Here is a 17,239-nt window from a genome sequence, read left to right as displayed (position 1 = left end):
CGCGCCCCTCGCACTCCTGCGCGGACCCCGCGACGCCGCGCCGGACCCCGTCGGCCGGCTCCGTGGACCGTAGCGATCAGGCGTCCGGGGCCAGCCGGGCCGGGAAGCCGCCCGTGGCCACCGGTCCCCACCGCTCCGGCGTCACCCGGATGATCGACTTGCCCTGCTTCACCATCGCCTGCCGGTACTCGTCCCAGTCGGGGTGCTCGCCGGCGATGTTGCGGTAGTACTCGACGAGCGGCTCCACCGAGTCGGGCGCGTCGACGACCTCGGCCGTGCCGTCGATCTGGACCCAGGGGCCGTTCCAGTCGTCGCTGAGGACGACCAGGCCGACCCGGGGGTCGCGCTTGGCGTTGCGGGTCTTGGCCCGCTCGGGATAGGTCGAGACGACGATCCGTCCCGAGTCGTCCACGCCGCAGGTCAGCGGCGACGCCTGCGGGGAGCCGTCCGTCCGGCGGGTGATCAGCAGGGCGCGGTGGCGGGGGCGCACGAAGTCCAGCAGCTCGTCCAGCGATACACGGGTGTTGGTAGCGATGTTCGGTGCCATGGGGTCAGCGTAGGGGGGAAGCGTCCCCCGGGGGCGGGACTGTGTCCGCCATGCGGCTCCGCCGCGTGCGCACGGTCGACGCCGCACGACCGGCGCCCGTCGCACGCACCGGCTCCCCGTGCCCTCGGACGGCGCACGCCCCCGGCCTCCCGTGCGCTCAGGCGGCCGGCAGCGCATCCCCCTGCACCGCCTGGATGTCCAGCTCCACCTTCAGCGTCGTGCCGATGGCCGCGATCCCCGCCTGAAGGACCTGGTTGTAGTTCATCGCGAAGTCCTCGCGGTGCAGCTCGGCGGTGGCCCGGAACGCGGCCCTCGTCCCGCCCCACGGGTCCGCGCCGGTGCCGAGGTAGGCCAGGTCCAGGTCCACCGGCCGTACGACCCCGTGCATGGACAGCTCGCCGTGCACCGTCCAGCGGTCGGAACCGGCGGCGGACACCCCGGTGGAGCGGTACGTGATCTCCGGGTGCCGCTCGACGTCCAGGAAGTCCCCGGACTTCAGATGCGTGTCGCGCACGCCGTTGCCCGTGTCGATGGACGCGGCCCGGATCACCGCCTCCACCCGGGACCTGGCGATGTCGTCGGGCGCGATCTCGATCCTGCCGCCGAACTCCGTGAACCTGCCGTGCACGCTGGAGATCCCCAGGTGCTGGGCGACCGCGGCGACGGAGGAGTGCACCGGGTCGATGGTCCAGGGACCGGGCGGCGGCAGCTCGGCGCCGCCCTGCCGGGCCAGCGTGACCGTGCCGATCTCGGCCCGGCCGCTCGCGGTGACGATCGCGCTGGACGCGGCGGGCGCGTACCCGACGGCGGTCACGATCACGGTGTAGGCCCCCGGCACCAGCTCGGTGGCGTCCCGCACGGCGCCCTCGGCGTCGGCCTCGGCGCGCAGCACCTGCGTACCGGTCATGTCGGTCACCGTGACGACCGCGTGTGACACGGCCCACCCGTCCCGGGTACGGATCCTCGCGGTCAGTCCCATCCCGTTTTCTCCCTGCAAAAGCTCAGAAATTGGTCGTATGAGACCGGCCCGTGGCGGGCGCGCCAAGGCGCGCGCCGCCACGGGCCGGGGTGTGAACTATTCGCCGGGGTGGGCGAGTTCGATGTCGTGGCCGTCCACTCCGGGACCGGACACGGTCAGCGCGGTGGCCGCCGGCGGGTAGCCGGTCGCGATGACGGTGTACTCACCGCCGTCCAGGTCGGTGAAGGCGTACGCCCCGTCCCCGCCGGTGGTGGCGGTGCCGACCACGTTGCCGGCCTGGTCGACCAGGGTCACCCGGGCGTCGGCCAGCGGACCGTGGGGGGCCCGGACGACTCCCTGGAGCCGGGCGCCGGCGTCCAGGTCGACCTCGACGCGGGTGATGCCGGTGGCGCCGACCTCGACCGGCAGGGCACGCGGCCGGAACCCGCTCGCGTTGACCGCGACGGTCACCGTGCCCGGCACCAGGTCGGTCAGCGCGAAGTCGCCCTGCTCCCCGGTGGCGGCGGTGGCCAGCAGGTCACCGCGCACATCGGTGACGATCACCATCGCGTCCTTGACCGGCAGCGCGCTCCCGGCCGCCCGGACGACACCGGTCAGCCCGCTGGTGCCGCTGAGCAGGATGTCGTACGCCAGCGGTTCCTCCCCCACCACGACGGTGGAGGCCTGCGGCTGGTATCCGTCGGCGGAGGCGATCAGGACGTACGAGCCGGTGCCCGGGGCGTGCAGCGCGTAGGAACCGTCCGCCTGGGCGACCGAGCGGCCCAGCTGGCGGCCGGACAGCGAGATCAGGGTGACCGCGGCCTGCGGGACCGGGACGCTCTCGGCGCCGCGGACGAAGCCGTGCACCGGGGTGCCGCCGAAGGTGTCGCGCTCCGCCACCGTGGCGACGGCGGTCATCGGCTGGACGGCCGTGGCGGTGGCCGTGTCGGACACCGCGGCGGCGGCCACGGCGGCCGGCACCGGCTCCGCGGCGACGAGCACGGCGGTGTCCTGCCCGGCCGAAGCCTCGGCGGGGCTGCCGCCCTCGGCGGTCTGCGCCAGCGCGCCCTTGGTCTTCAGCGGGACCTCCTTGATGAACAGCGTGATCAGGAAGGCGACGGCGGCGAGGCAGCCGGCGATGAAGAAGACGTCGGCGATGCCGTGGCCGTAGGCGCTCTCCAGCAGCGTCCGGATCGGCACCGGGAGCTTGTCCATGTCCGGGATGCTGTCGGTGGAGCCGGAGCCCCCGGCCAGGGCGGCCTGGTACTTGGGACTGAGGGCGGAGACGCCGTCCTTGACGTAGTCGGTGATCTTGTGGGCCATCACGGCGCCGAGCGCCGAGACGCCGACCGCACCGCCGAGGGAGCGGAAGAAGGTGACCGTGGAGCTGGCCGCGCCGAGGTCGGAGGGCGCCACCTGGTTCTGCGTGGCGAGCACCAGGTTCTGCATCATCATGCCGATGCCGAGACCCAGCAGGGCCATCCAGATGGCCATCTTCCAGTAGTCGGTGTCGTAGCGCAGGCTGCCGAGCATCATCAGGCCGGCCGTCACCAGCACGCCACCGCTGACCAGCCAGGCCTTCCAGCGGCCGGTGCGGGTGATGAACTGACCCGAGACGGTCGAGGAGATGAACAGACCGCCGATCATCGGGATGGTCATGACGCCCGACATGGTCGGGGACTTGTCCCGGGCCAGCTGGAAGTACTGGCTGAAGAACACCGTGCCGGAGAACATCGCGACACCGACGAACAGCGAGGCCAGCGAGGCCAGCGTGATCGTGCGGTTCCTGAACAGGCGCAGCGGGATGATCGGCTCGCTCGCCTTGGACTCGACGAGCACGAAGATCGCGCCGAGCACGATCGAACCGCCGACCATGGCGTAGGTCTGCCACGAGACCCAGTCGTACTTGTCACCGGCGAAGGTGACCCAGATCAGCAGCAGCGAGACGGCGGCGGAGATGAAGAACGCGCCGCCCCAGTCGACCTTGACGTCCCGCTTGACCACGGGCAGGTGCAGGGTCTTCTGGAGCACGATCAGCGCGATGATCGCGAAGGGGACGCCGACGTAGAAGCACCAGCGCCAGCCCAGCCAGGAGGTGTCGGTGATGACACCGCCGAGCAGCGGGCCGCCGACGGTGGCGACGGCGAAGGTGGCGCCGAGGTAGCCGGAGTAACGGCCGCGCTCACGCGGGGAGATCATCGCCGCCATGACGATCTGCGCCAGGGCGGACAGACCGCCGACGCCGATGCCCTGCACCACACGGCAGACGATCAGCATGCCGGGGTTCTGCGACAGACCGGCCGCCATGGAGGCGACCACGTAGATGATCAGGGCTATCTGGACGAGAGCCTTCTTGCTGTACAGGTCGGCGAGCTTGCCCCACAGGGGAGTGGCCGCGGTCATCGACAGCAGGGCGGCGGTGACGACCCAGGTGTAGGCGGACTGACCGCCGCCGAGGTCACCGATGATCTCCGGCAGGGCGTTGGAGACGATCGTGGACGACAGGATCGCCACGAACATGCCGAGCAGCAGGCCGGACAGGGCCTCCATGATCTGCCGGTGCGTCATCGGGGCGTGGTCTGTGCCTCCCCCGTGCTTGGCGTGAGCCCGCACACCGGCTGGTGTGGTCGTTGCCATGGGCTTCCTTTACTTACGTGCTTGCGGGTGTACGGGTGGTCTCTTCGACTACGGGGGCGGGGAGCCGCAGCGGGGCGGACCGGCAGTCGCCGAAGCTGGCGCGCAGGCGCGTCATCAGCCGGATCAGCTGGCCGACCTCCTCGTCGGTCCAGTCCGCCAGCCGCTCGGCGAGCAGGTGCGTGGTCCGCCGGGACAGCTCGTCGAGCTGCTCCAGACCCTCGGGGGTCAGGCGCAGGATGCGTGAGCGCTTGTCCGCGGGGTCCGGGTGCCGTTCGATCCAGCCGCGAGCGGCGACGTGCCCGACGTGCCGGCTCGTCACCGACATGTCCACGGCGAGCAGCTCCGCGAGCTTGCTCATGCGCATGTCGCCGTGGCGGCCGAGCAGGGTCAGCACGGCGGCCGATCCGGCCGGGCAGTCGGGCGGCAGGATCCGCCCCATGTCCCGTTTCACGGCTCCGACGGCGCTGAGCTGACGCGCCAGCTCTTCGAACTGCGCCTGCTCGGCCATCACACCTCCCGGTTTCGTTGCTTGGGGCAACCATAGGACTGCTTGGTTGCTGAAGGCAAACAAATCGGCCGCGTGACGCGCAAAAACTTGGCAAAGGCAAGTATTGCTAACGTAAATATGCAGGTGAAGGCGGGCGATCTGCCCTGTCCGGCCCCGTGCCGTCCCCATGGGTCCCGGCTTGGGCCGCCCGGGCCCTCTTCGCTAAGGTCTCGGGCCATGGCTAACACCCAGGGCCCCCAGGGCAATTACGACCCCGCCGGCAACACCCAGATGTTCCGCGCGTTCGTCGACGAGGCGCCCCAGGGGCGGCAGCAGCAGGCGGCCTCCTCCGGCCCCCGGGTCGGTCTGATCATCGGGGTCGTCGTGGTGCTCGCCGTGGTGGCCGGCGTCGCCTGGCTGGCGCTGAAGTAGGGGTCCGTCCCGCGCGGCGCCGAGGCGGGGACAGGTCCAGCGCGGCGCCGAGGCGGGGACATGTCCAGCGCGGCGCCGAGGCGGGGGTCAGTCCCACGCGACGGAGACGTCCCGGGTCTCGATGTGCATGCCGAGCGGCACCCGCCAGGCGTCGACGCACACCGTCCACGTGGGGCTCCTGCGCGCGCCCGGCGCGAGCGGCACCGGTAGCTCCACGGTCGACTCGACCGTTCCCCAGTCGATGCCGAGCCCGCCGATGATGTGCGTCCCGAACGTCACGTCTCCCGAACGCACCGCCGTGCCCCCCGAGTTGCGGAAGCCGACGGTCACCTTCTGGCACCAGCGCCGGCCGGTGTCCTCGGTCGCCGGGTCGTCCCAGGACAGGGCGGCGGGCGTGGCGGGCGTCGTACGGCCGGGAGCCGGGCCGGGTGAGGCGGGTGGCGGTGTCGTACGGCCGTCCTTGCCGCCGCCCGGTTCCGGCGAGCCCGGTGCCGGGTCCTTCGGGTGCGGGGACGGCGTGTCCCGGGTGTCCGGCTCCGGTGCGCCTGAGTAGTGGCCGGGGCCGCGGGATGCCGGCGGACCCGTCGTGCCGGCCGGACTCGTCGCCTCGGCCGGAGCCGCCGCGTCGGCCGGAGCCGTCGGGGATCCGGTGGCGCGTGTGGCGTCCCCGGGTGTGCCGCCCGTCGCCGCCCCGTCGAGCGGCACCAGACGTACCTGCCCCGTGGGTGCCGCGGCGGTCGGACCGCCCCGGCCCGCGCCGACCGCGGTGTAGCCGCCCGAGCCGTCGCCCCCGCACGCGGCCAGCATCCCGCCCAGGCAGACGACGGCCGCCGACGCTGCCGTAACGGCGCCTCGGCGGCCACGAGTCCAGGTCGTCGTGCGAACCATCCCGGTACGAAGCATCCCGCCATGGTGGCTGACACTCCGTCAGATGGGAATGCCGCTGCGCGGACGGCGTCCCTTCAGGGGTGCGGGGCGGTGCGACCGGCCGCCGCGATGCGGCGGAGGCCGACGGCGCGGCAGTGCCGGGGGCCGGCACTCCCGGCGGGGTGGTCAGTCGGAGATCAGACCCTCGCGCAGCTGGGCCAGTGTCCGGGTCAGCAGCCGGGAGACGTGCATCTGGGAGATGCCGACCTCCTCGCCGATCTGCGACTGGGTCATGTTGGCGAAGAAGCGCAGCATGATGATCCGGCGTTCCCGGGGCGGGAGTTTGGCCAGCAGGGGCTTGAGGGACTCGCGGTACTCCACGCCCTCCAGGGCCGCGTCCTCGTAGCCGAGCCGGTCGGCCAGGGAGCCCTCGCCGCCGTCGTCCTCGGGGGCCGGCGAGTCGAGGGAGGAGGCGGTGTAGGCGTTGCCGACCGCGAGGCCGTCGACCACGTCCTCCTCGGAGACGCCGAGCACGGCGGCCAGCTCCGTCACCGTGGGGGAGCGGTCCAGCTTCTGGGACAGCTCGTCGCTGGCCTTGGTGAGGGCCAGGCGCAGCTCCTGGAGGCGGCGCGGGACGCGCACGGACCAGGAGGTGTCGCGGAAGAACCGCTTGATCTCGCCGACCACGGTGGGCATCGCGAAGGTCGGGAACTCCACGCCCCGTTCGCAGTCGAACCGGTCGATCGCCTTGATCAGGCCGATGGTGCCGACCTGGACGATGTCCTCCATCGGCTCGTTGCGGGAGCGGAAGCGCGCGGCCGCGTACCGGACCAGCGGCAGGTTCAGCTCGATCAGGGTGTCCCGGACGTAGGCCCGCTCGGGGCTGTCCTCGTCCAGCGCGGCCAGGCGCAGGAACAGAGACCGGGACAGCGTGCGGGTGTCGAGGTTCGCCGTGGTCTGCGGCGCCGGGAGGGCTTCGGCGGCCGGGCCGGCGGCCGGGGACGGCACGGCTTCGAGGGCCGTGACGCCCTCGAAGCCGTCGAGGACGTCGAGAGCGTCGAGCTCCTTGGGCGCTGCCTCGCTCATCGTGGGCGTCAGCACCTTCGAGCTGCCCTGGTCTGCGGACATGCCACCCCCTTTGGGTCGCGGGACGGTCGCGGCGGCGTCCTCTTTCGAGCAACGCAGCCTTCACCTGAATACCGGAGCCGGAGCCCCGGCAAACGCGCTTCCCGCAGAATGTCACATGTCGGCAACGCGCTGTACCGACATGTCGACATGCAAGATGTGAATCGCCCCTGGAGAGAAGGGGTCTGACGGCTATTCGGTCCACAACTGTCGGCATCCGCCCTGGTGAGCGATTCGCTCGCGCCGGTTACCACTCGCTCGGGTTTGCGATGCAGCGCTGTTCGGGTCGTGCTTCCGTGCGCCCGCCATGCACCGGCCGAACGCCTTGTGTGCTCCGGTTCGGCGCCCGCAATGCCGGTGGGCTATGCGTCGATCCGATTCGCGGAGCGCAGCCGCTGAAAGCTACGGGCGAGTAGTCGCGAGACATGCATCTGGGAGACGCCGAGTTCCGCGCTGATCTGCGACTGGGTGAGATTGCTGTAGTAGCGCAGGAGAAGGATTCGCTGTTCTCGTTCGGGGAGTTGGACGAGGAGATGGCGGACCAGGTCGCGGTGTTCGACGCCGTCCAGGGCCGGGTCCTCGTAGCCGATCCGGTCCAGCAGGCCGGGCAGTCCGTCGCCCTCCTGGGCGGCCTCCAGCGAGGTGGCGTGGTAGGAGCGCCCCGCCTCGATGCAGCTGAGCACCTCGTCCTCGCTGATCCGGAGCCGGTCGGCGATCTCCGCGGTGGACGGTGAGCGGCCGTAGAGCGTGGTCAGGTCCTCGGTCGCGCTGTTGACCTGGACCCACAGCTCGTGCAGCCGGCGCGGGACGTGGACCGTGCGGACGTTGTCGCGGAAGTAGCGCTTGATCTCGCCGACCACGGTGGGCATCGCGAAGGTCGGGAACTGCACGCCCCGGTCCGGGTCGAAACGGTCGATGGCGTTGATCAGGCCGATGGTGCCGACCTGGATGACGTCCTCCATCGGCTCGTTGCGGGAGCGGAAGCGGGCGGCGGCGTAGCGTACGAGCGGGAGGTTCGCCTCGATCAGCGCTCCCCGTACCCGGTTGTGCTCCGGCGTGCCCGGGGTGAGCTGCTTCAGCTCGGTGAACAGCACCTGGGTCAGTGCCCGGGTGTCCGCACCGCGGCGCTTCTCGGGGGCGGGCGGGCTCGGGGCTGCCGCCTCGTCCTGAGGCGGCGCAGTACTGGCCGACACGGTCAACGCCACCTCTTCGTCCGCCCATCATCCGTCAAAAGCGGTCATAGCATCACAAGACATGTGCACTGTGTGCAAGCACCGCATAACACCGTGTTGTCGTCAAACTCTGTCAAGTTGGGGCGTATAAAGAACGAAAGCCCCCCGCCGGAACGGCGGGGGGCCACGGGGAGTGCGGGGCTCAGATCTCGTAGTCGGCGATCACCCAGGTGGCGAACTCGCGCCACAGCCCGACGCCCGCCTGGTGAGCCGGGTGCTCCAGGTAGCGCTTGAGGGCGTCGGCGTCCTCGACGGCCGAGTTGATCGCGAAGTCGTAGGCGATCGGCCGGTCGCTGATGTTCCAGGCGCACTCCCAGAAGCGCAGCTCCTCGATCCGGTCGCCCAGGGCCCGGAAGGCTTCCACGCCGGCCACGACCCGCGGATCGTCGCGTTCGACGCCCTCGTTGAGCTTGAAGAGGACCAGGTGGCGGATCATGCGGTGTACCTCAGCTCTTTCCTCCGTTGGCGACCCAGGTCATGAAGTCGCCGATGGCGTTCGCCGCGTCCGATATGCCCTCGAAGCCTATCTGGACGTAGTCGGCCGCCTTGGCCGGGTCGGTGATGATCACGTACAGCGCGAAGACCACGAGCACGTACACGGCGATCTTCTTGGCGTTCACCGTCACCGCGGCCTCCCCTGTACCCAGTGCCCCGAGGGCCTCCTGCTGCCGGCCGCGAGTGTAACCTTCGGGCCTTCCGCCACCGCCAACGGCCTGTCGGCGCGGCGCCGTTGTGTCCGCATCGTCCCGGAGCGCACGAAAGGCCCCGCCTGTCGGCGGGGCCTTTCCGTGAGCGGTAGCGGAGGGATTTGAACCCTCGGTGACTTGCGCCACACTCGCTTTCGAGGCGAGCTCCTTCGGCCGCTCGGACACGCTACCGAGGGAGACCCTACAGCACAGTGGGGCATGGTTCGAAATCGATATCCCGCTGCGGTCGGGCGGTCCCGTCAGCGGTCCCGGAAGAACTCAGTGAGGAGCCGGGCGCACTCCGCCGCGAGAACGCCCTCGACGACCTCGGGGCGGTGGTTGAGCCGGCGGTCGCGCACCACGTCCCACAGGGAGCCGGCCGCGCCCGCCTTGTCGTCCCGGGCGCCGTAGACCACCCGGTCCACCCGGGACTGGACGAGCGCGCCCGCGCACATCGTGCACGGCTCCAGGGTCACGACGAGCGTGCAGCCGGTCAGCCGCCACTCCCCGAGCCCGGCCGCCGCCCGGCGGATCGCGAGGACCTCCGCGTGGGCCGTGGGATCACCGGTGGCCTCGCGTTCGTTGTGCCCGGCCCCGAGCACCGTCGTGCCGTCCGGGGACAGCACGACGGCGCCGACGGGGACGTCTCCGCCCCCGACGGCCAGCCCGGCCTGGTCCAGGGCGAGCCGCATCGCGCTCCGCCAGGGGTCCCGGACCGGGTCCGGCGTGCCCCGCGGATCCCGTGGCGTGGTCAGCGGACGGTCTCCAGCACCTCCGAGGCGCCCAGCGCCTCGGCGATCGTGCCCAGCGCGTCCTCGGCGTCCAGGGCGCGCAGCTCCTTCTCGCTGATGCCGAGGTCCTCCAGGATCTCGCTGTCGCCCACCGGGCTGTGCGGCACCGCGTCGGCGCCGCCGCCCTCCTCCTCGTCGTCCTCGGACTCGCCGTCCTCCGTGCCGTCGAGGTCCAGGGAGTCCAGGTCCGGGCCGTCGTCCGAGCCGGGCTCCCGGCCGAGCAGTTCGTCGGTGAGCAGCAGCTCCCCGTACGCGCTGCGCTGGGCGGCGGCGGCGTCCGAGACGTAGATGCGAGGGTCGTCCTCGCCGTCCACCCGGACGACACCGAACCAGGAGTCCTCCTGCTCGATCAGGACGAGCACCGTGTCCTCGTCGGGAGAGGCTTCCCGGGCCAGGTCGGCCAGATCCGACAGGGTCTCCACATCGTCCAGCTCTGTGTCGCTCGCTTCCCACCCGTCTTCGGTGCGCGCGAGCAGTGCGGCGAAGTACACCGTGACTCTCCCACTGGTCATAGGCGTGCCGGTTGGGGGTCCCCCCGGCGGAGGTACTTGGGCGGGGAGAGCCTGGGCTCCGAGCCCCACCCACTCGGAATCGTGGCAGAAACAAGGCGTCCAGGGGACGTCTTCGGCTCCCTGTGTCTGGCTGTTTCGATCGCGGATGCGCGATCGGCTCAGCAGCGCACTCATTGCCGCCACCTGCGGATCGTACGCGGCTTTTCCCTGCGCTCACGCACGCCCACGTCCCCAACACCGCTGCGGACGTGGATCTTCCGCGCCGGGAACGGTTCCGCGGGGCTACCAGCGGAACGTCCTCATTCGCATCGCGTGGCGAAGCCGGGCCGCCTTGGCGCGCCGGGGCTGCACCCGGGCGCGCAGCTCCCGGGCCTCGGCGAGATCGCGCAGGAACTGGGCGCGCCGCCGGCGGCGCTCGGCCTCGCTCTCGGGTTTGTCGGGATCCTTCCGCGCGGACCTCCCCGTGGGGCCGGCCGTGTCGGCGGTGGGCCCGGAGGCGTCCGCGGGGAGGTCAGGCAGGTCAGGCACGTCACACCACCCCAGTCCGTCCCTCCCACTTTCCCCCGGATGGCCGGTTTGACGCCAGCGCGAGGGTGACGCGTGACGCAGGTACCGTTAGGGGCATGCGTCTCCATGTCGTCGACCACCCCCTGGTCGCCCACAAGCTCACCACGCTGCGCGACCAGCGCACCGACTCCGCGACCTTCCGGCGGCTCGCCGACGAACTCGTCACCCTGCTCGCCTACGAGGCCACGCGGGACGTGCGCACCGAGGCCGTCGACATCAACACGCCGGTCGCCCGGACCACGGGCGTCAAGCTCGCCCGCCCCCGCCCGCTGGTGGTGCCGATCCTGCGGGCCGGCCTCGGCATGCTGGACGGCATGGTCCGGCTGCTGCCGACCGCCGAGGTGGGCTTCCTGGGCATGATCCGCAACGAGGAGACGCTCCAGGCGTCCACCTACGCCTCGCGCATGCCGGAGGACCTCTCGGGCCGCCAGGTGTACGTCCTCGACCCGATGCTGGCCACCGGCGGCACCCTGGTCGCGGCGATCCAGGAGCTGATCAAGCGCGGCGCGGACGACGTGACGGCCGTGGTGCTGCTCGCCGCCCCGGAGGGCGTCGAGCTCATGGAGCGCGAGCTGGCGGGCACGCCGGTGACGGTCGTCACGGCGGCCGTCGACGACCACCTCAACGAGCTCGGGTACATCGTGCCGGGGCTGGGGGACGCGGGAGACCGGCTGTACGGGGCGGCGGAGTAGTCCGCGCGCCCGTCCGGGGGCGGACCGCGCCGTTCGCGGGTGCGGGTCCGTTCCCCGTCGGCCGGCCGCGGCGGGTGCCGTGTGGCCGGCCGCGCCCATGCGGCGGAGCCCCGAGCCGACGAAGCCGCGCGCCCCTGACGGGGGCGCCGGTCAGCAGCTCTTCTTCGTGACCGCCGTCGGTGCCGGGGCCGTCAGGGCCGTCAGGGCCTGATCGGCGGCGGTCTGCCGGGTCAGGCCCGTGAAGCCGTCCCCGATGATCAGGTCGAGGTCGGCGCCCTTGCGGCCGTCGGCGCGCGACCGCGCACCGGCGAGCTGCGTGCCGAGCACCCGCAGCGAGGTGTCCTGCGCGGCGGGGGAGCCGAGGAGCAGTCCGGTGCCCTTGACCTTCCGGTCGTACTGCTTGGTCGCGTTGCCCACGGCGCCGATCCGGAAGCCGCGCTTCTTCAGTTCGTCCGCGGTCTTCTTGGCGAGCCCGGTGCGCTGGGTGGCGTTGTAGACGTTCACGGTGATCCGGCCGGGCTTCGGCAGGTTCCTCACCTGGACCGCCGGGGCGGCCTCGGTCTTGGTCCGGCAGTCCGCCGTACGGCCGGTCACCGTCGGGTTGTCGCCCCCGGTGAAGACGTCGATGAGCTGCAGGGTGCCCCAGCCGATCAGGCCGAGCACGGCGACGGACGCGACGACGGCGGCCACGCGCCTGCCGCGCCGGCGGGGCGGACGCATCCGAGGGTATTTGCCCCCCGTGATCCGGTACTGGCCGCCCATGCCCGGGGGAGTCAGCATGCTCATGAACGCAGCGTAGTGCGCCTGAGCGGCAATGCCTATCAGATGATCAGCCGATGCCGTTCAGCGGAACCCGAAAGGGCCAACGGCCGTGTCGCGCCGGGTCAGTCGAGTTCGAGCACGCGTGCGTGCAGCACCTGGCGCTGCTGGAGGGCGGCGCGGACCGCGCGGTGCAGCCCGTCCTCCAGGTACAGGTCGCCCTGCCACTTCACGACGTGCGCGAAGAGGTCGCCGTAGAACGTCGAGTCCTCCGCCAGCAGGGTCTCCAGATCGAGCTGCTGCTTGGTCGTCACGAGCTGATCGAGGCGGACCGGGCGCGGCGCGACGTCCGCCCACTGCCGGGTGCTTTCCCGGCCGTGGTCGGGGTACGGCCGGCCGTTTCCGATGCGCTTGAAGATCACACGGAAAGCCTACCGGTCAAGACGTTCCGGGCGCAGCCATGGCGGCGGAGTGCGACGCTTGAAAAGACGTAGCAAAACGGTCATATGGGCTACTACGGGAACAGGGGCCGGAGATGAGCGACAGCGAGACCGTGCCCCCCGCAGGTCCCGAGAGGGCCGCCGGCCTGCCCGCCCCGGCCCAGGAGATCGCCTCCGGCTACGCCTTCACCGGCCCCGCGCTCGACCTCGGCGCCCTCCTGTGGGACGGGCGCTGCCACGCCGGCGCGCCGGTCCGCATCCCGCTGACCGTGCTCAACCGGCACGGCCTGGTCGCGGGCGCCACCGGCACCGGCAAGACCAAGACCCTCCAGCTGATCGCCGAGCAGCTGTCGGCGCAGGGCGTGCCGGTGTTCCTCGCGGACATCAAGGGCGACCTGTCCGGCATCGCCCGCCCCGGGCAGCCGAACGCCCGGGTGGACGGGCGGGCCGCCGACGTGGGCCAGCGGTGGACCCCGGCGGGCTGCCCGGCGGAGTTCTTCGCGCTCGGCGGTCTCGGCCACGGCATTCCCGTACGGGCCACCGTCACCAGCTTCGGCCCGGTGCTGCTGGCGAAGGTGCTCGGGCTGAACCAGACGCAGGAACAGTCCCTCGGCCTGATCTTCCACTACGCCGACACCAAGGGCCTCGAGCTGGTCGACCTCAAGGACCTCAGGGCGGTGGCCGCCTTCCTCACCTCCGACGAGGGCAAGGCCGAGCTGAGGAACATCGGCGGACTGTCCACGGCCACGGCGGGGGTGATCCTGCGCTCGCTCACGGCCTTCGAGGCGCAGGGCATGGCGGACTTCTTCGGCGAGCCCGAGTTCGACACGGCGGACTTCCTGCGCACGGGTGAGGGCGGCCGGGGGATCGTCTCGGTCCTCGAACTCCCGGCGGTGCAGGACAGACCGCTGCTGTTCTCCACCTTCCTGATGTGGCTGCTCGCCGACCTCTTCCACGACCTGCCCGAGGTCGGCGACGCCGACAAGCCCAAGCTGGTGTTCTTCTTCGACGAGGCACACCTGCTGTTCGACGACGCCTCCAAGGCGTTCCTGGATTCCGTCACGCAGACGGTCCGGCTGATCCGCTCCAAGGGCGTCGGCGTCTTCTTCGTCACCCAGACCCCGAAGGACGTGCCCGGCGAGGTCCTCGGCCAGCTCGGCAACCGCGTCCAGCACGCCCTGCGCGCCTTCACCCCCGACGACGCGAAGGCCCTGAAGGCGACCGTGCGGACCTTCCCCAGGTCGGCGTACGACCTGGAGGAACTCCTCACCGGCCTGGGCACCGGCGAGGCCGTGGTGACCGTGCTCGGCGAGACCGGCGCCCCGACCCCGGTCGCCGCCACCCGGCTGCGCTCCCCGGAGTCCCTGATGGGCCCGCTCGACGCCGCCGAACTGGACCGTGCGGTCGGCGGCTCCCCGCTCCACGCACGTTATGCACAGGCTGTGGACCGGGAGTCGGCGTACGAGAAGCTGGGCGCCGCCCGGCCGGCGGAAGCGGCGCGGACACCGAAGCCCACGGCGGCGGCCCGGGACGAGCCGTCCCTGGTCGAACAGGTCGTGGGCAGCGGGATGTTCAAGTCCCTGGCCCGCTCGGTCGGCACCCAGCTCGGCCGGGAGATCACCCGTTCCCTGTTCGGCACCGCCCGGCGGAGACGGTAGCCCGCCCCCGCCGGGGTCCGCTCAGCGGTCCCGGTCCTCCGGTGGCCGCTGCTGCTGCGGTGTCCGCTGGTCCGGCTTGGGCGCCGTACCGCGCCGGGCCTCCGCGCGCAGCAGTGCGCGCAGGACGGCGTAGGGATCCTTGGGCATGACTGTGCTGCTCCTTGCGTCGAGCCGACTGACCTCGCGGGGGCGCGGGCCCGTCAGCAGCGCAGCACCACCGTGCGCAGCAGGGGCGGGGTGGACGGCATCCGGGGCGCGGCGGGACGCGGGCGGGCCGCCGGGCGGGCGGGCGCCGGGCCGGGGAGGGGCGCGAGGCGCTCGGGCGCGTCGGCCCGGTGGACGGCGCGGGCGGGCGGCCGGAGGGGTGTGTCGAGGATGTCGTGCCCGTCGCTCTCGGCGGCCACGGCGAGGTCCGGGACCGGCTGGGCCGGCACATGGGCGCCGGGCACCCACAGGGCGAGGAGCAGCGCGAGGACCCGTAGCCAGGTGCGGCTGCGGGCCGTGCTCGTGCTCCTGCTCATGCCCTCTGTCTCCCCGGGGCGGGCGGGGAGGGCTGCACGCCGGGCACGAGATCCGCCCGCTCGGCGTACGCGTGGCACGGGAGGTTGACGACGGGTCACACCGTCCGCGGCACCCGCCGTGCCCGGCCGCGGATGCGGAGGGCGGTGACGATCTCCACGACCCCCACCACGATCAGCCAGATCCCGCCGACGAGGGTCAGCACCGCGATCGACTCGAACGGCGAGTCGATGAGCACGATCCCGGCGATGAAGGTGACGATCCCGAGGAAGATCTGCCAGCCCCGGGCGGGCATGCGGGAGTCGTGCACGGCGGCCACGGTCTGGGTGATCCCGCGGAACAGCCAGCCGATGCCGATCCACAGGGCGAGCAGCAGGATCGACTGCATGGGCCCGCGGAAGCAGACCAGGCCGAGCAGGATCGACAGCGCGCCGCTGATGAAGGCCAGCACGCGCAGCGACGTCGCCTGGTGCGTGCCGAAGGCGGACACCAGCTGGAGCACACCGCTGTACAGCAGGTAGAGGCCGAAGAGCACGCCGACGACGAGCAGGGACTCGTCCGGCCAGACCAGCACCAGGATGCCGAGTACCAGGGAGCCGACCCCGGTGATCAGGACGATCTGCCAGGTAGCCCGGGACAGGGCGTGCAGCGGACCCTCGAGTGGCGGCTCCGGTTCGTGGTGGCCGCGGACCGGCTCGGCCGCGGGGTGGCCGCCGGACGCCGCCTCGTGGACCCGCCGGTCGTCGTAGGCGCGGTCCCGGTCCGGGCCGCTGCTGGACATGTCGGTCATGCCCCATGCTCGGACCGGCCGGGCGGCGGGGGCCACCAGGGTGGGCCGAGCGGGTGACGCGGTCCCGTCCGCGGCGGCCGCGCTCCTACTTCTTCGCCGATTTCGCCGCCTTCGCGGCCGCCTTCATCTCCTGCTTGTGCGCGCGCACCTTCACCAGCGACTCGGGGCCGGTGATGTCGGCGACGGACCGGAAGGACTCCGGTTCGCCGTAGGCCCCGGCGGCCTCCCGCCATCCCGTGGGGGCGACCCCGAGCTGCTTGCCGAGCAGTGCCAGGAAGATCTGCGCCTTCTGCCTGCCGAACCCCGGCAGGTCCTCCAGCCGCCGCCGCAGCTCGGTCCCGCTGCCGACGCCCCGCCAGACCGCCTCCGCGTCCCCGTCGTAGTGCTCGACGAGGTACTGGCACAGCTGCTGGATCCGCTTCGCCATCGAGCCCGGGTAGCGGTGCACCGCGGGCTTCTCGGAGAGCAGCGCGGCGAACGCCTCCGGATCCATCACCGCGATCTCGTGCGCGTCCAGGTCCTCCGTGCCGAGCCGGTCGGCGATGGTCCGAGGGCCCTTGAACGCCCACTCCATCGGGATCTGCTGGTCCAGCAGCATCCCGGTCAGCGCGGCGAGCGGGGACCGCCCGAGCAGTGCGTCGGCCGAGGGGTCCTGGGCGAGGTGCAGGGTGACGTCCATGCGTCGATGATCCCGCGCGCCCGCCGTACCCGCCCACTCGCCCGGCCCACCCGGGTTCACCCGCCCGGCCCGTCCGTCCAGGCCCGTCCGATCAGGTCCGTCCGTCCAGGTCCGTCGATCAGGCCGTGCGCCAGTACCCCAGGGCGTGCACCCGTTGCTTCGGCACGCCGAGGTCCTTGCGGACGTAGGCCGCGAGCGTGCGGGTGGTCGCCGTGTCGCAGGCGATCCAGACGTAGGGGTCGGGGGTGGAGGCGAGGACGGCGGGCAGTTCGGCGCGTACGCGCTCCACCAGGTGGGCGCCCGCGTCCCGGCGGGGCACCGGCCGTATCTCGTGCCGGCCGGCCTCGGTCCGGCTGGGCAGCCCCGCCGGCTCTCCCTCGAACCAGACGGTGGCGGGGGCGGAACCCAGGGCGCCGAGCAGGGAGTTGATGGCGGGCAGCGAGGCCGGGTCGCCGATCGCGACGAGGTGCGAGGGCGCCGGGTCGGGGTCCTGGAAGCCGGTGCCGTGGACCGTGGCCTCGATGGTGTCGCCGGGCCGTGCAGCCCGGGCCCAGTCCGAGGCCACGCCCTCGTGCAGGGCGAACTCCAGGCCGAAGGTGCCGGCGGCCGGGTCGGGATCGACCAGGGTGTAGGCCCGCTGGTGCGGGCGGCCGTCGGCGGCGAACCACAGCCGGACCCACATCGTGGGGTGGACGCCGGTCGCGGCGAGCAGCCCGCCGTCGCTCAGCCGGAGGCGCCGGTAGTGCGGGGTCACGTCCTCGGTGTCGAGGACGGTCAGCACGAAGTCCTTCGCGCGCAGCAGTCTGAGGACCGCGCCTTCCCAGCCCCGCCCCTGGCCCATGACCCCTCCAACGTTCGCGT

At 72.1% G+C, this 17,239-nt stretch carries 22 protein-coding genes and 1 tRNA gene; 3 read left to right on the top strand and 20 right to left on the bottom strand.

The annotated features are described in order from the left end of the window. Window positions 1-76: 76 nt before the first annotated feature. The 4 genes from JK361_RS25125 to JK361_RS25110 all read right to left on the bottom strand — a co-directional run bounded on the left by JK361_RS25125 (window position 77) and on the right by JK361_RS25110 (window position 4,650). Window positions 77-547, bottom strand: coding sequence for a PPOX class F420-dependent oxidoreductase (locus JK361_RS25125; protein WP_201821974.1), 471 nt, complete (start codon window positions 545-547; stop codon window positions 77-79). Between the two features lie 157 nt (window positions 548-704). Beyond that, window positions 705-1,526: a YceI family protein gene (locus JK361_RS25120; RefSeq protein ID WP_201821972.1), complete on the bottom strand. Its 822-nt coding sequence runs from the start codon at window positions 1,524-1,526 to the stop codon at window positions 705-707. A 96-nt stretch (window positions 1,527-1,622) separates the two neighbouring features. Beyond that, window positions 1,623-4,073, bottom strand: coding sequence for an MFS transporter (locus tag JK361_RS25115; RefSeq protein WP_504739912.1), 2,451 nt, complete (start codon window positions 4,071-4,073; stop codon window positions 1,623-1,625). Between the two features lie 82 nt (window positions 4,074-4,155). After that, window positions 4,156-4,650: a MarR family winged helix-turn-helix transcriptional regulator gene (locus JK361_RS25110; protein WP_201821968.1), complete on the bottom strand. Its 495-nt coding sequence runs from the start codon at window positions 4,648-4,650 to the stop codon at window positions 4,156-4,158. Between the two features lie 216 nt (window positions 4,651-4,866). Between JK361_RS25110 and JK361_RS25105 the strand changes: the two genes are divergently transcribed. Then, window positions 4,867-5,061, top strand: coding sequence for a hypothetical protein (locus JK361_RS25105; RefSeq protein ID WP_201821966.1), 195 nt, complete (start codon window positions 4,867-4,869; stop codon window positions 5,059-5,061). 87 nt (window positions 5,062-5,148) lie between these two features. Here the strand turns inward: JK361_RS25105 and JK361_RS25100 are convergent, their stop codons facing one another. From JK361_RS25100 to JK361_RS25060, 9 genes are all read right to left on the bottom strand, one after another. After that, window positions 5,149-5,964, bottom strand: a complete 816-nt coding sequence (locus tag JK361_RS25100; protein WP_236053545.1) for a hypothetical protein — start codon at window positions 5,962-5,964, stop codon at window positions 5,149-5,151. A 150-nt stretch (window positions 5,965-6,114) separates the two neighbouring features. Next, complete coding sequence (locus tag JK361_RS25095) at window positions 6,115-7,056, bottom strand: RNA polymerase sigma factor SigF (RefSeq protein ID WP_201821964.1); 942 nt, start codon at window positions 7,054-7,056, stop codon at window positions 6,115-6,117. Between the two features lie 359 nt (window positions 7,057-7,415). Further along, the gene (locus JK361_RS25090; protein WP_236053544.1) at window positions 7,416-8,252 is read right to left on the bottom strand and encodes an RNA polymerase sigma factor SigF; all 837 of its coding nucleotides are present in this window, start codon (window positions 8,250-8,252) and stop codon (window positions 7,416-7,418) included. A 175-nt stretch (window positions 8,253-8,427) separates the two neighbouring features. After that, on the bottom strand, window positions 8,428-8,721 hold the full coding sequence (locus JK361_RS25085; protein ID WP_201821960.1) for a Dabb family protein: 294 nt from the start codon (window positions 8,719-8,721) through the stop codon (window positions 8,428-8,430). Window positions 8,722-8,731: 10 nt separating this feature from the next. Further along, a complete protein-coding gene (locus JK361_RS25080; protein WP_201821959.1) occupies window positions 8,732-8,911 on the bottom strand; it encodes a hypothetical protein in 180 nt (59 codons plus the stop codon). A gap of 167 nt (window positions 8,912-9,078) precedes the next feature. Then, window positions 9,079-9,163, bottom strand: a tRNA-Ser gene (locus JK361_RS25075). A gap of 68 nt (window positions 9,164-9,231) precedes the next feature. Beyond that, window positions 9,232-9,663 (bottom strand): tRNA adenosine(34) deaminase TadA, encoded by a 432-nt coding sequence (tadA, locus tag JK361_RS25070; RefSeq protein WP_201821957.1) that lies wholly within the window; start codon window positions 9,661-9,663, stop codon window positions 9,232-9,234. A 59-nt stretch (window positions 9,664-9,722) separates the two neighbouring features. Continuing rightward, window positions 9,723-10,253 (bottom strand): tRNA adenosine deaminase-associated protein, encoded by a 531-nt coding sequence (locus tag JK361_RS25065; RefSeq protein ID WP_201822333.1) that lies wholly within the window; start codon window positions 10,251-10,253, stop codon window positions 9,723-9,725. A 303-nt stretch (window positions 10,254-10,556) separates the two neighbouring features. Further along, window positions 10,557-10,802 (bottom strand): DUF4461 domain-containing protein, encoded by a 246-nt coding sequence (locus JK361_RS25060; RefSeq protein ID WP_251094058.1) that lies wholly within the window; start codon window positions 10,800-10,802, stop codon window positions 10,557-10,559. Window positions 10,803-10,897: 95 nt separating this feature from the next. On the opposite strand from JK361_RS25060, the gene upp reads away from it, so the two are divergent. After that, on the top strand, window positions 10,898-11,533 hold the full coding sequence (upp, locus tag JK361_RS25055) for a uracil phosphoribosyltransferase (RefSeq protein WP_201821955.1): 636 nt from the start codon (window positions 10,898-10,900) through the stop codon (window positions 11,531-11,533). 150 nt (window positions 11,534-11,683) lie between these two features. Here upp and JK361_RS25050 read toward each other — a convergent pair whose 3' ends face one another. Together JK361_RS25050 and JK361_RS25045 are read right to left on the bottom strand one after the other, a co-directional pair. After that, window positions 11,684-12,319 (bottom strand): LytR C-terminal domain-containing protein, encoded by a 636-nt coding sequence (locus JK361_RS25050; protein ID WP_236053542.1) that lies wholly within the window; start codon window positions 12,317-12,319, stop codon window positions 11,684-11,686. A gap of 98 nt (window positions 12,320-12,417) precedes the next feature. Then, window positions 12,418-12,714 (bottom strand): type II toxin-antitoxin system VapB family antitoxin, encoded by a 297-nt coding sequence (locus JK361_RS25045; RefSeq protein WP_004943146.1) that lies wholly within the window; start codon window positions 12,712-12,714, stop codon window positions 12,418-12,420. 113 nt (window positions 12,715-12,827) lie between these two features. On the opposite strand from JK361_RS25045, the gene JK361_RS25040 reads away from it, so the two are divergent. Further along, window positions 12,828-14,390: a helicase HerA-like domain-containing protein gene (locus JK361_RS25040; RefSeq protein ID WP_201821953.1), complete on the top strand. Its 1,563-nt coding sequence runs from the start codon at window positions 12,828-12,830 to the stop codon at window positions 14,388-14,390. 21 nt (window positions 14,391-14,411) lie between these two features. On the opposite strand, the gene JK361_RS42120 is transcribed toward JK361_RS25040, so the two are convergent. From JK361_RS42120 to JK361_RS25020, 5 genes are all read right to left on the bottom strand, one after another. Further along, window positions 14,412-14,537 (bottom strand): hypothetical protein, encoded by a 126-nt coding sequence (locus JK361_RS42120; protein ID WP_262418542.1) that lies wholly within the window; start codon window positions 14,535-14,537, stop codon window positions 14,412-14,414. Between the two features lie 53 nt (window positions 14,538-14,590). Next, window positions 14,591-14,911 (bottom strand): hypothetical protein, encoded by a 321-nt coding sequence (locus JK361_RS25035; protein WP_201821951.1) that lies wholly within the window; start codon window positions 14,909-14,911, stop codon window positions 14,591-14,593. 95 nt (window positions 14,912-15,006) lie between these two features. Further along, window positions 15,007-15,699: an HdeD family acid-resistance protein gene (locus JK361_RS25030; protein ID WP_201821949.1), complete on the bottom strand. Its 693-nt coding sequence runs from the start codon at window positions 15,697-15,699 to the stop codon at window positions 15,007-15,009. Window positions 15,700-15,784: 85 nt separating this feature from the next. Further along, window positions 15,785-16,378 carry an HhH-GPD-type base excision DNA repair protein gene (locus JK361_RS25025; protein ID WP_201821946.1) on the bottom strand — a complete coding sequence of 198 codons (594 nt, stop codon included), beginning with the start codon at window positions 16,376-16,378 and terminating at the stop codon, window positions 15,785-15,787. 118 nt (window positions 16,379-16,496) lie between these two features. Then, window positions 16,497-17,219: a siderophore-interacting protein gene (locus JK361_RS25020; RefSeq protein ID WP_201821944.1), complete on the bottom strand. Its 723-nt coding sequence runs from the start codon at window positions 17,217-17,219 to the stop codon at window positions 16,497-16,499. Window positions 17,220-17,239 lie beyond the last annotated feature (20 nt).

This window comes from Streptomyces musisoli, from assembly GCF_016741855.1.
In the GTDB taxonomy this organism is placed as follows: domain Bacteria; phylum Actinomycetota; class Actinomycetes; order Streptomycetales; family Streptomycetaceae; genus Streptomyces; species Streptomyces musisoli.
The sequence above is the reverse complement of the archived record's forward strand: the minus strand, read 5'-3'. Positions and strand labels throughout refer to the sequence as shown.

What these genes read in the sequence shown, in the direction of transcription:
- JK361_RS25125 (WP_201821974.1), bottom strand. Translation starts at nt 547, where the DNA reads ATGGCACCGAACATCGCTACCAACACCCGTGTATCGCTGGACGAGCTG.
- JK361_RS25120 (WP_201821972.1), bottom strand. Translation starts at nt 1,526, where the DNA reads ATGGGACTGACCGCGAGGATCCGTACCCGGGACGGGTGGGCCGTGTCA.
- JK361_RS25115 (WP_504739912.1), bottom strand. Translation starts at nt 4,073, where the DNA reads ATGACGCACCGGCAGATCATGGAGGCCCTGTCCGGCCTGCTGCTCGGC.
- JK361_RS25110 (WP_201821968.1), bottom strand. Translation starts at nt 4,650, where the DNA reads ATGGCCGAGCAGGCGCAGTTCGAAGAGCTGGCGCGTCAGCTCAGCGCC.
- JK361_RS25105 (WP_201821966.1), top strand. Translation starts at nt 4,867, where the DNA reads ATGGCTAACACCCAGGGCCCCCAGGGCAATTACGACCCCGCCGGCAAC.
- JK361_RS25100 (WP_236053545.1), bottom strand. Translation starts at nt 5,964, where the DNA reads ATGCTTCGTACCGGGATGGTTCGCACGACGACCTGGACTCGTGGCCGC.
- JK361_RS25095 (WP_201821964.1), bottom strand. Translation starts at nt 7,056, where the DNA reads ATGTCCGCAGACCAGGGCAGCTCGAAGGTGCTGACGCCCACGATGAGC.
- JK361_RS25085 (WP_201821960.1), bottom strand. Translation starts at nt 8,721, where the DNA reads ATGATCCGCCACCTGGTCCTCTTCAAGCTCAACGAGGGCGTCGAACGC.
- tadA (WP_201821957.1), bottom strand. Translation starts at nt 9,663, where the DNA reads ATGCGGCTCGCCCTGGACCAGGCCGGGCTGGCCGTCGGGGGCGGAGAC.
- upp (WP_201821955.1), top strand. Translation starts at nt 10,898, where the DNA reads ATGCGTCTCCATGTCGTCGACCACCCCCTGGTCGCCCACAAGCTCACC.
- JK361_RS25050 (WP_236053542.1), bottom strand. Translation starts at nt 12,319, where the DNA reads ATGAGCATGCTGACTCCCCCGGGCATGGGCGGCCAGTACCGGATCACG.
- JK361_RS25040 (WP_201821953.1), top strand. Translation starts at nt 12,828, where the DNA reads ATGAGCGACAGCGAGACCGTGCCCCCCGCAGGTCCCGAGAGGGCCGCC.
- JK361_RS42120 (WP_262418542.1), bottom strand. Translation starts at nt 14,537, where the DNA reads ATGCCCAAGGATCCCTACGCCGTCCTGCGCGCACTGCTGCGCGCGGAG.
- JK361_RS25035 (WP_201821951.1), bottom strand. Translation starts at nt 14,911, where the DNA reads ATGAGCAGGAGCACGAGCACGGCCCGCAGCCGCACCTGGCTACGGGTC.
- JK361_RS25030 (WP_201821949.1), bottom strand. Translation starts at nt 15,699, where the DNA reads ATGACCGACATGTCCAGCAGCGGCCCGGACCGGGACCGCGCCTACGAC.
- JK361_RS25025 (WP_201821946.1), bottom strand. Translation starts at nt 16,378, where the DNA reads ATGGACGTCACCCTGCACCTCGCCCAGGACCCCTCGGCCGACGCACTG.
- JK361_RS25020 (WP_201821944.1), bottom strand. Translation starts at nt 17,219, where the DNA reads ATGGGCCAGGGGCGGGGCTGGGAAGGCGCGGTCCTCAGACTGCTGCGC.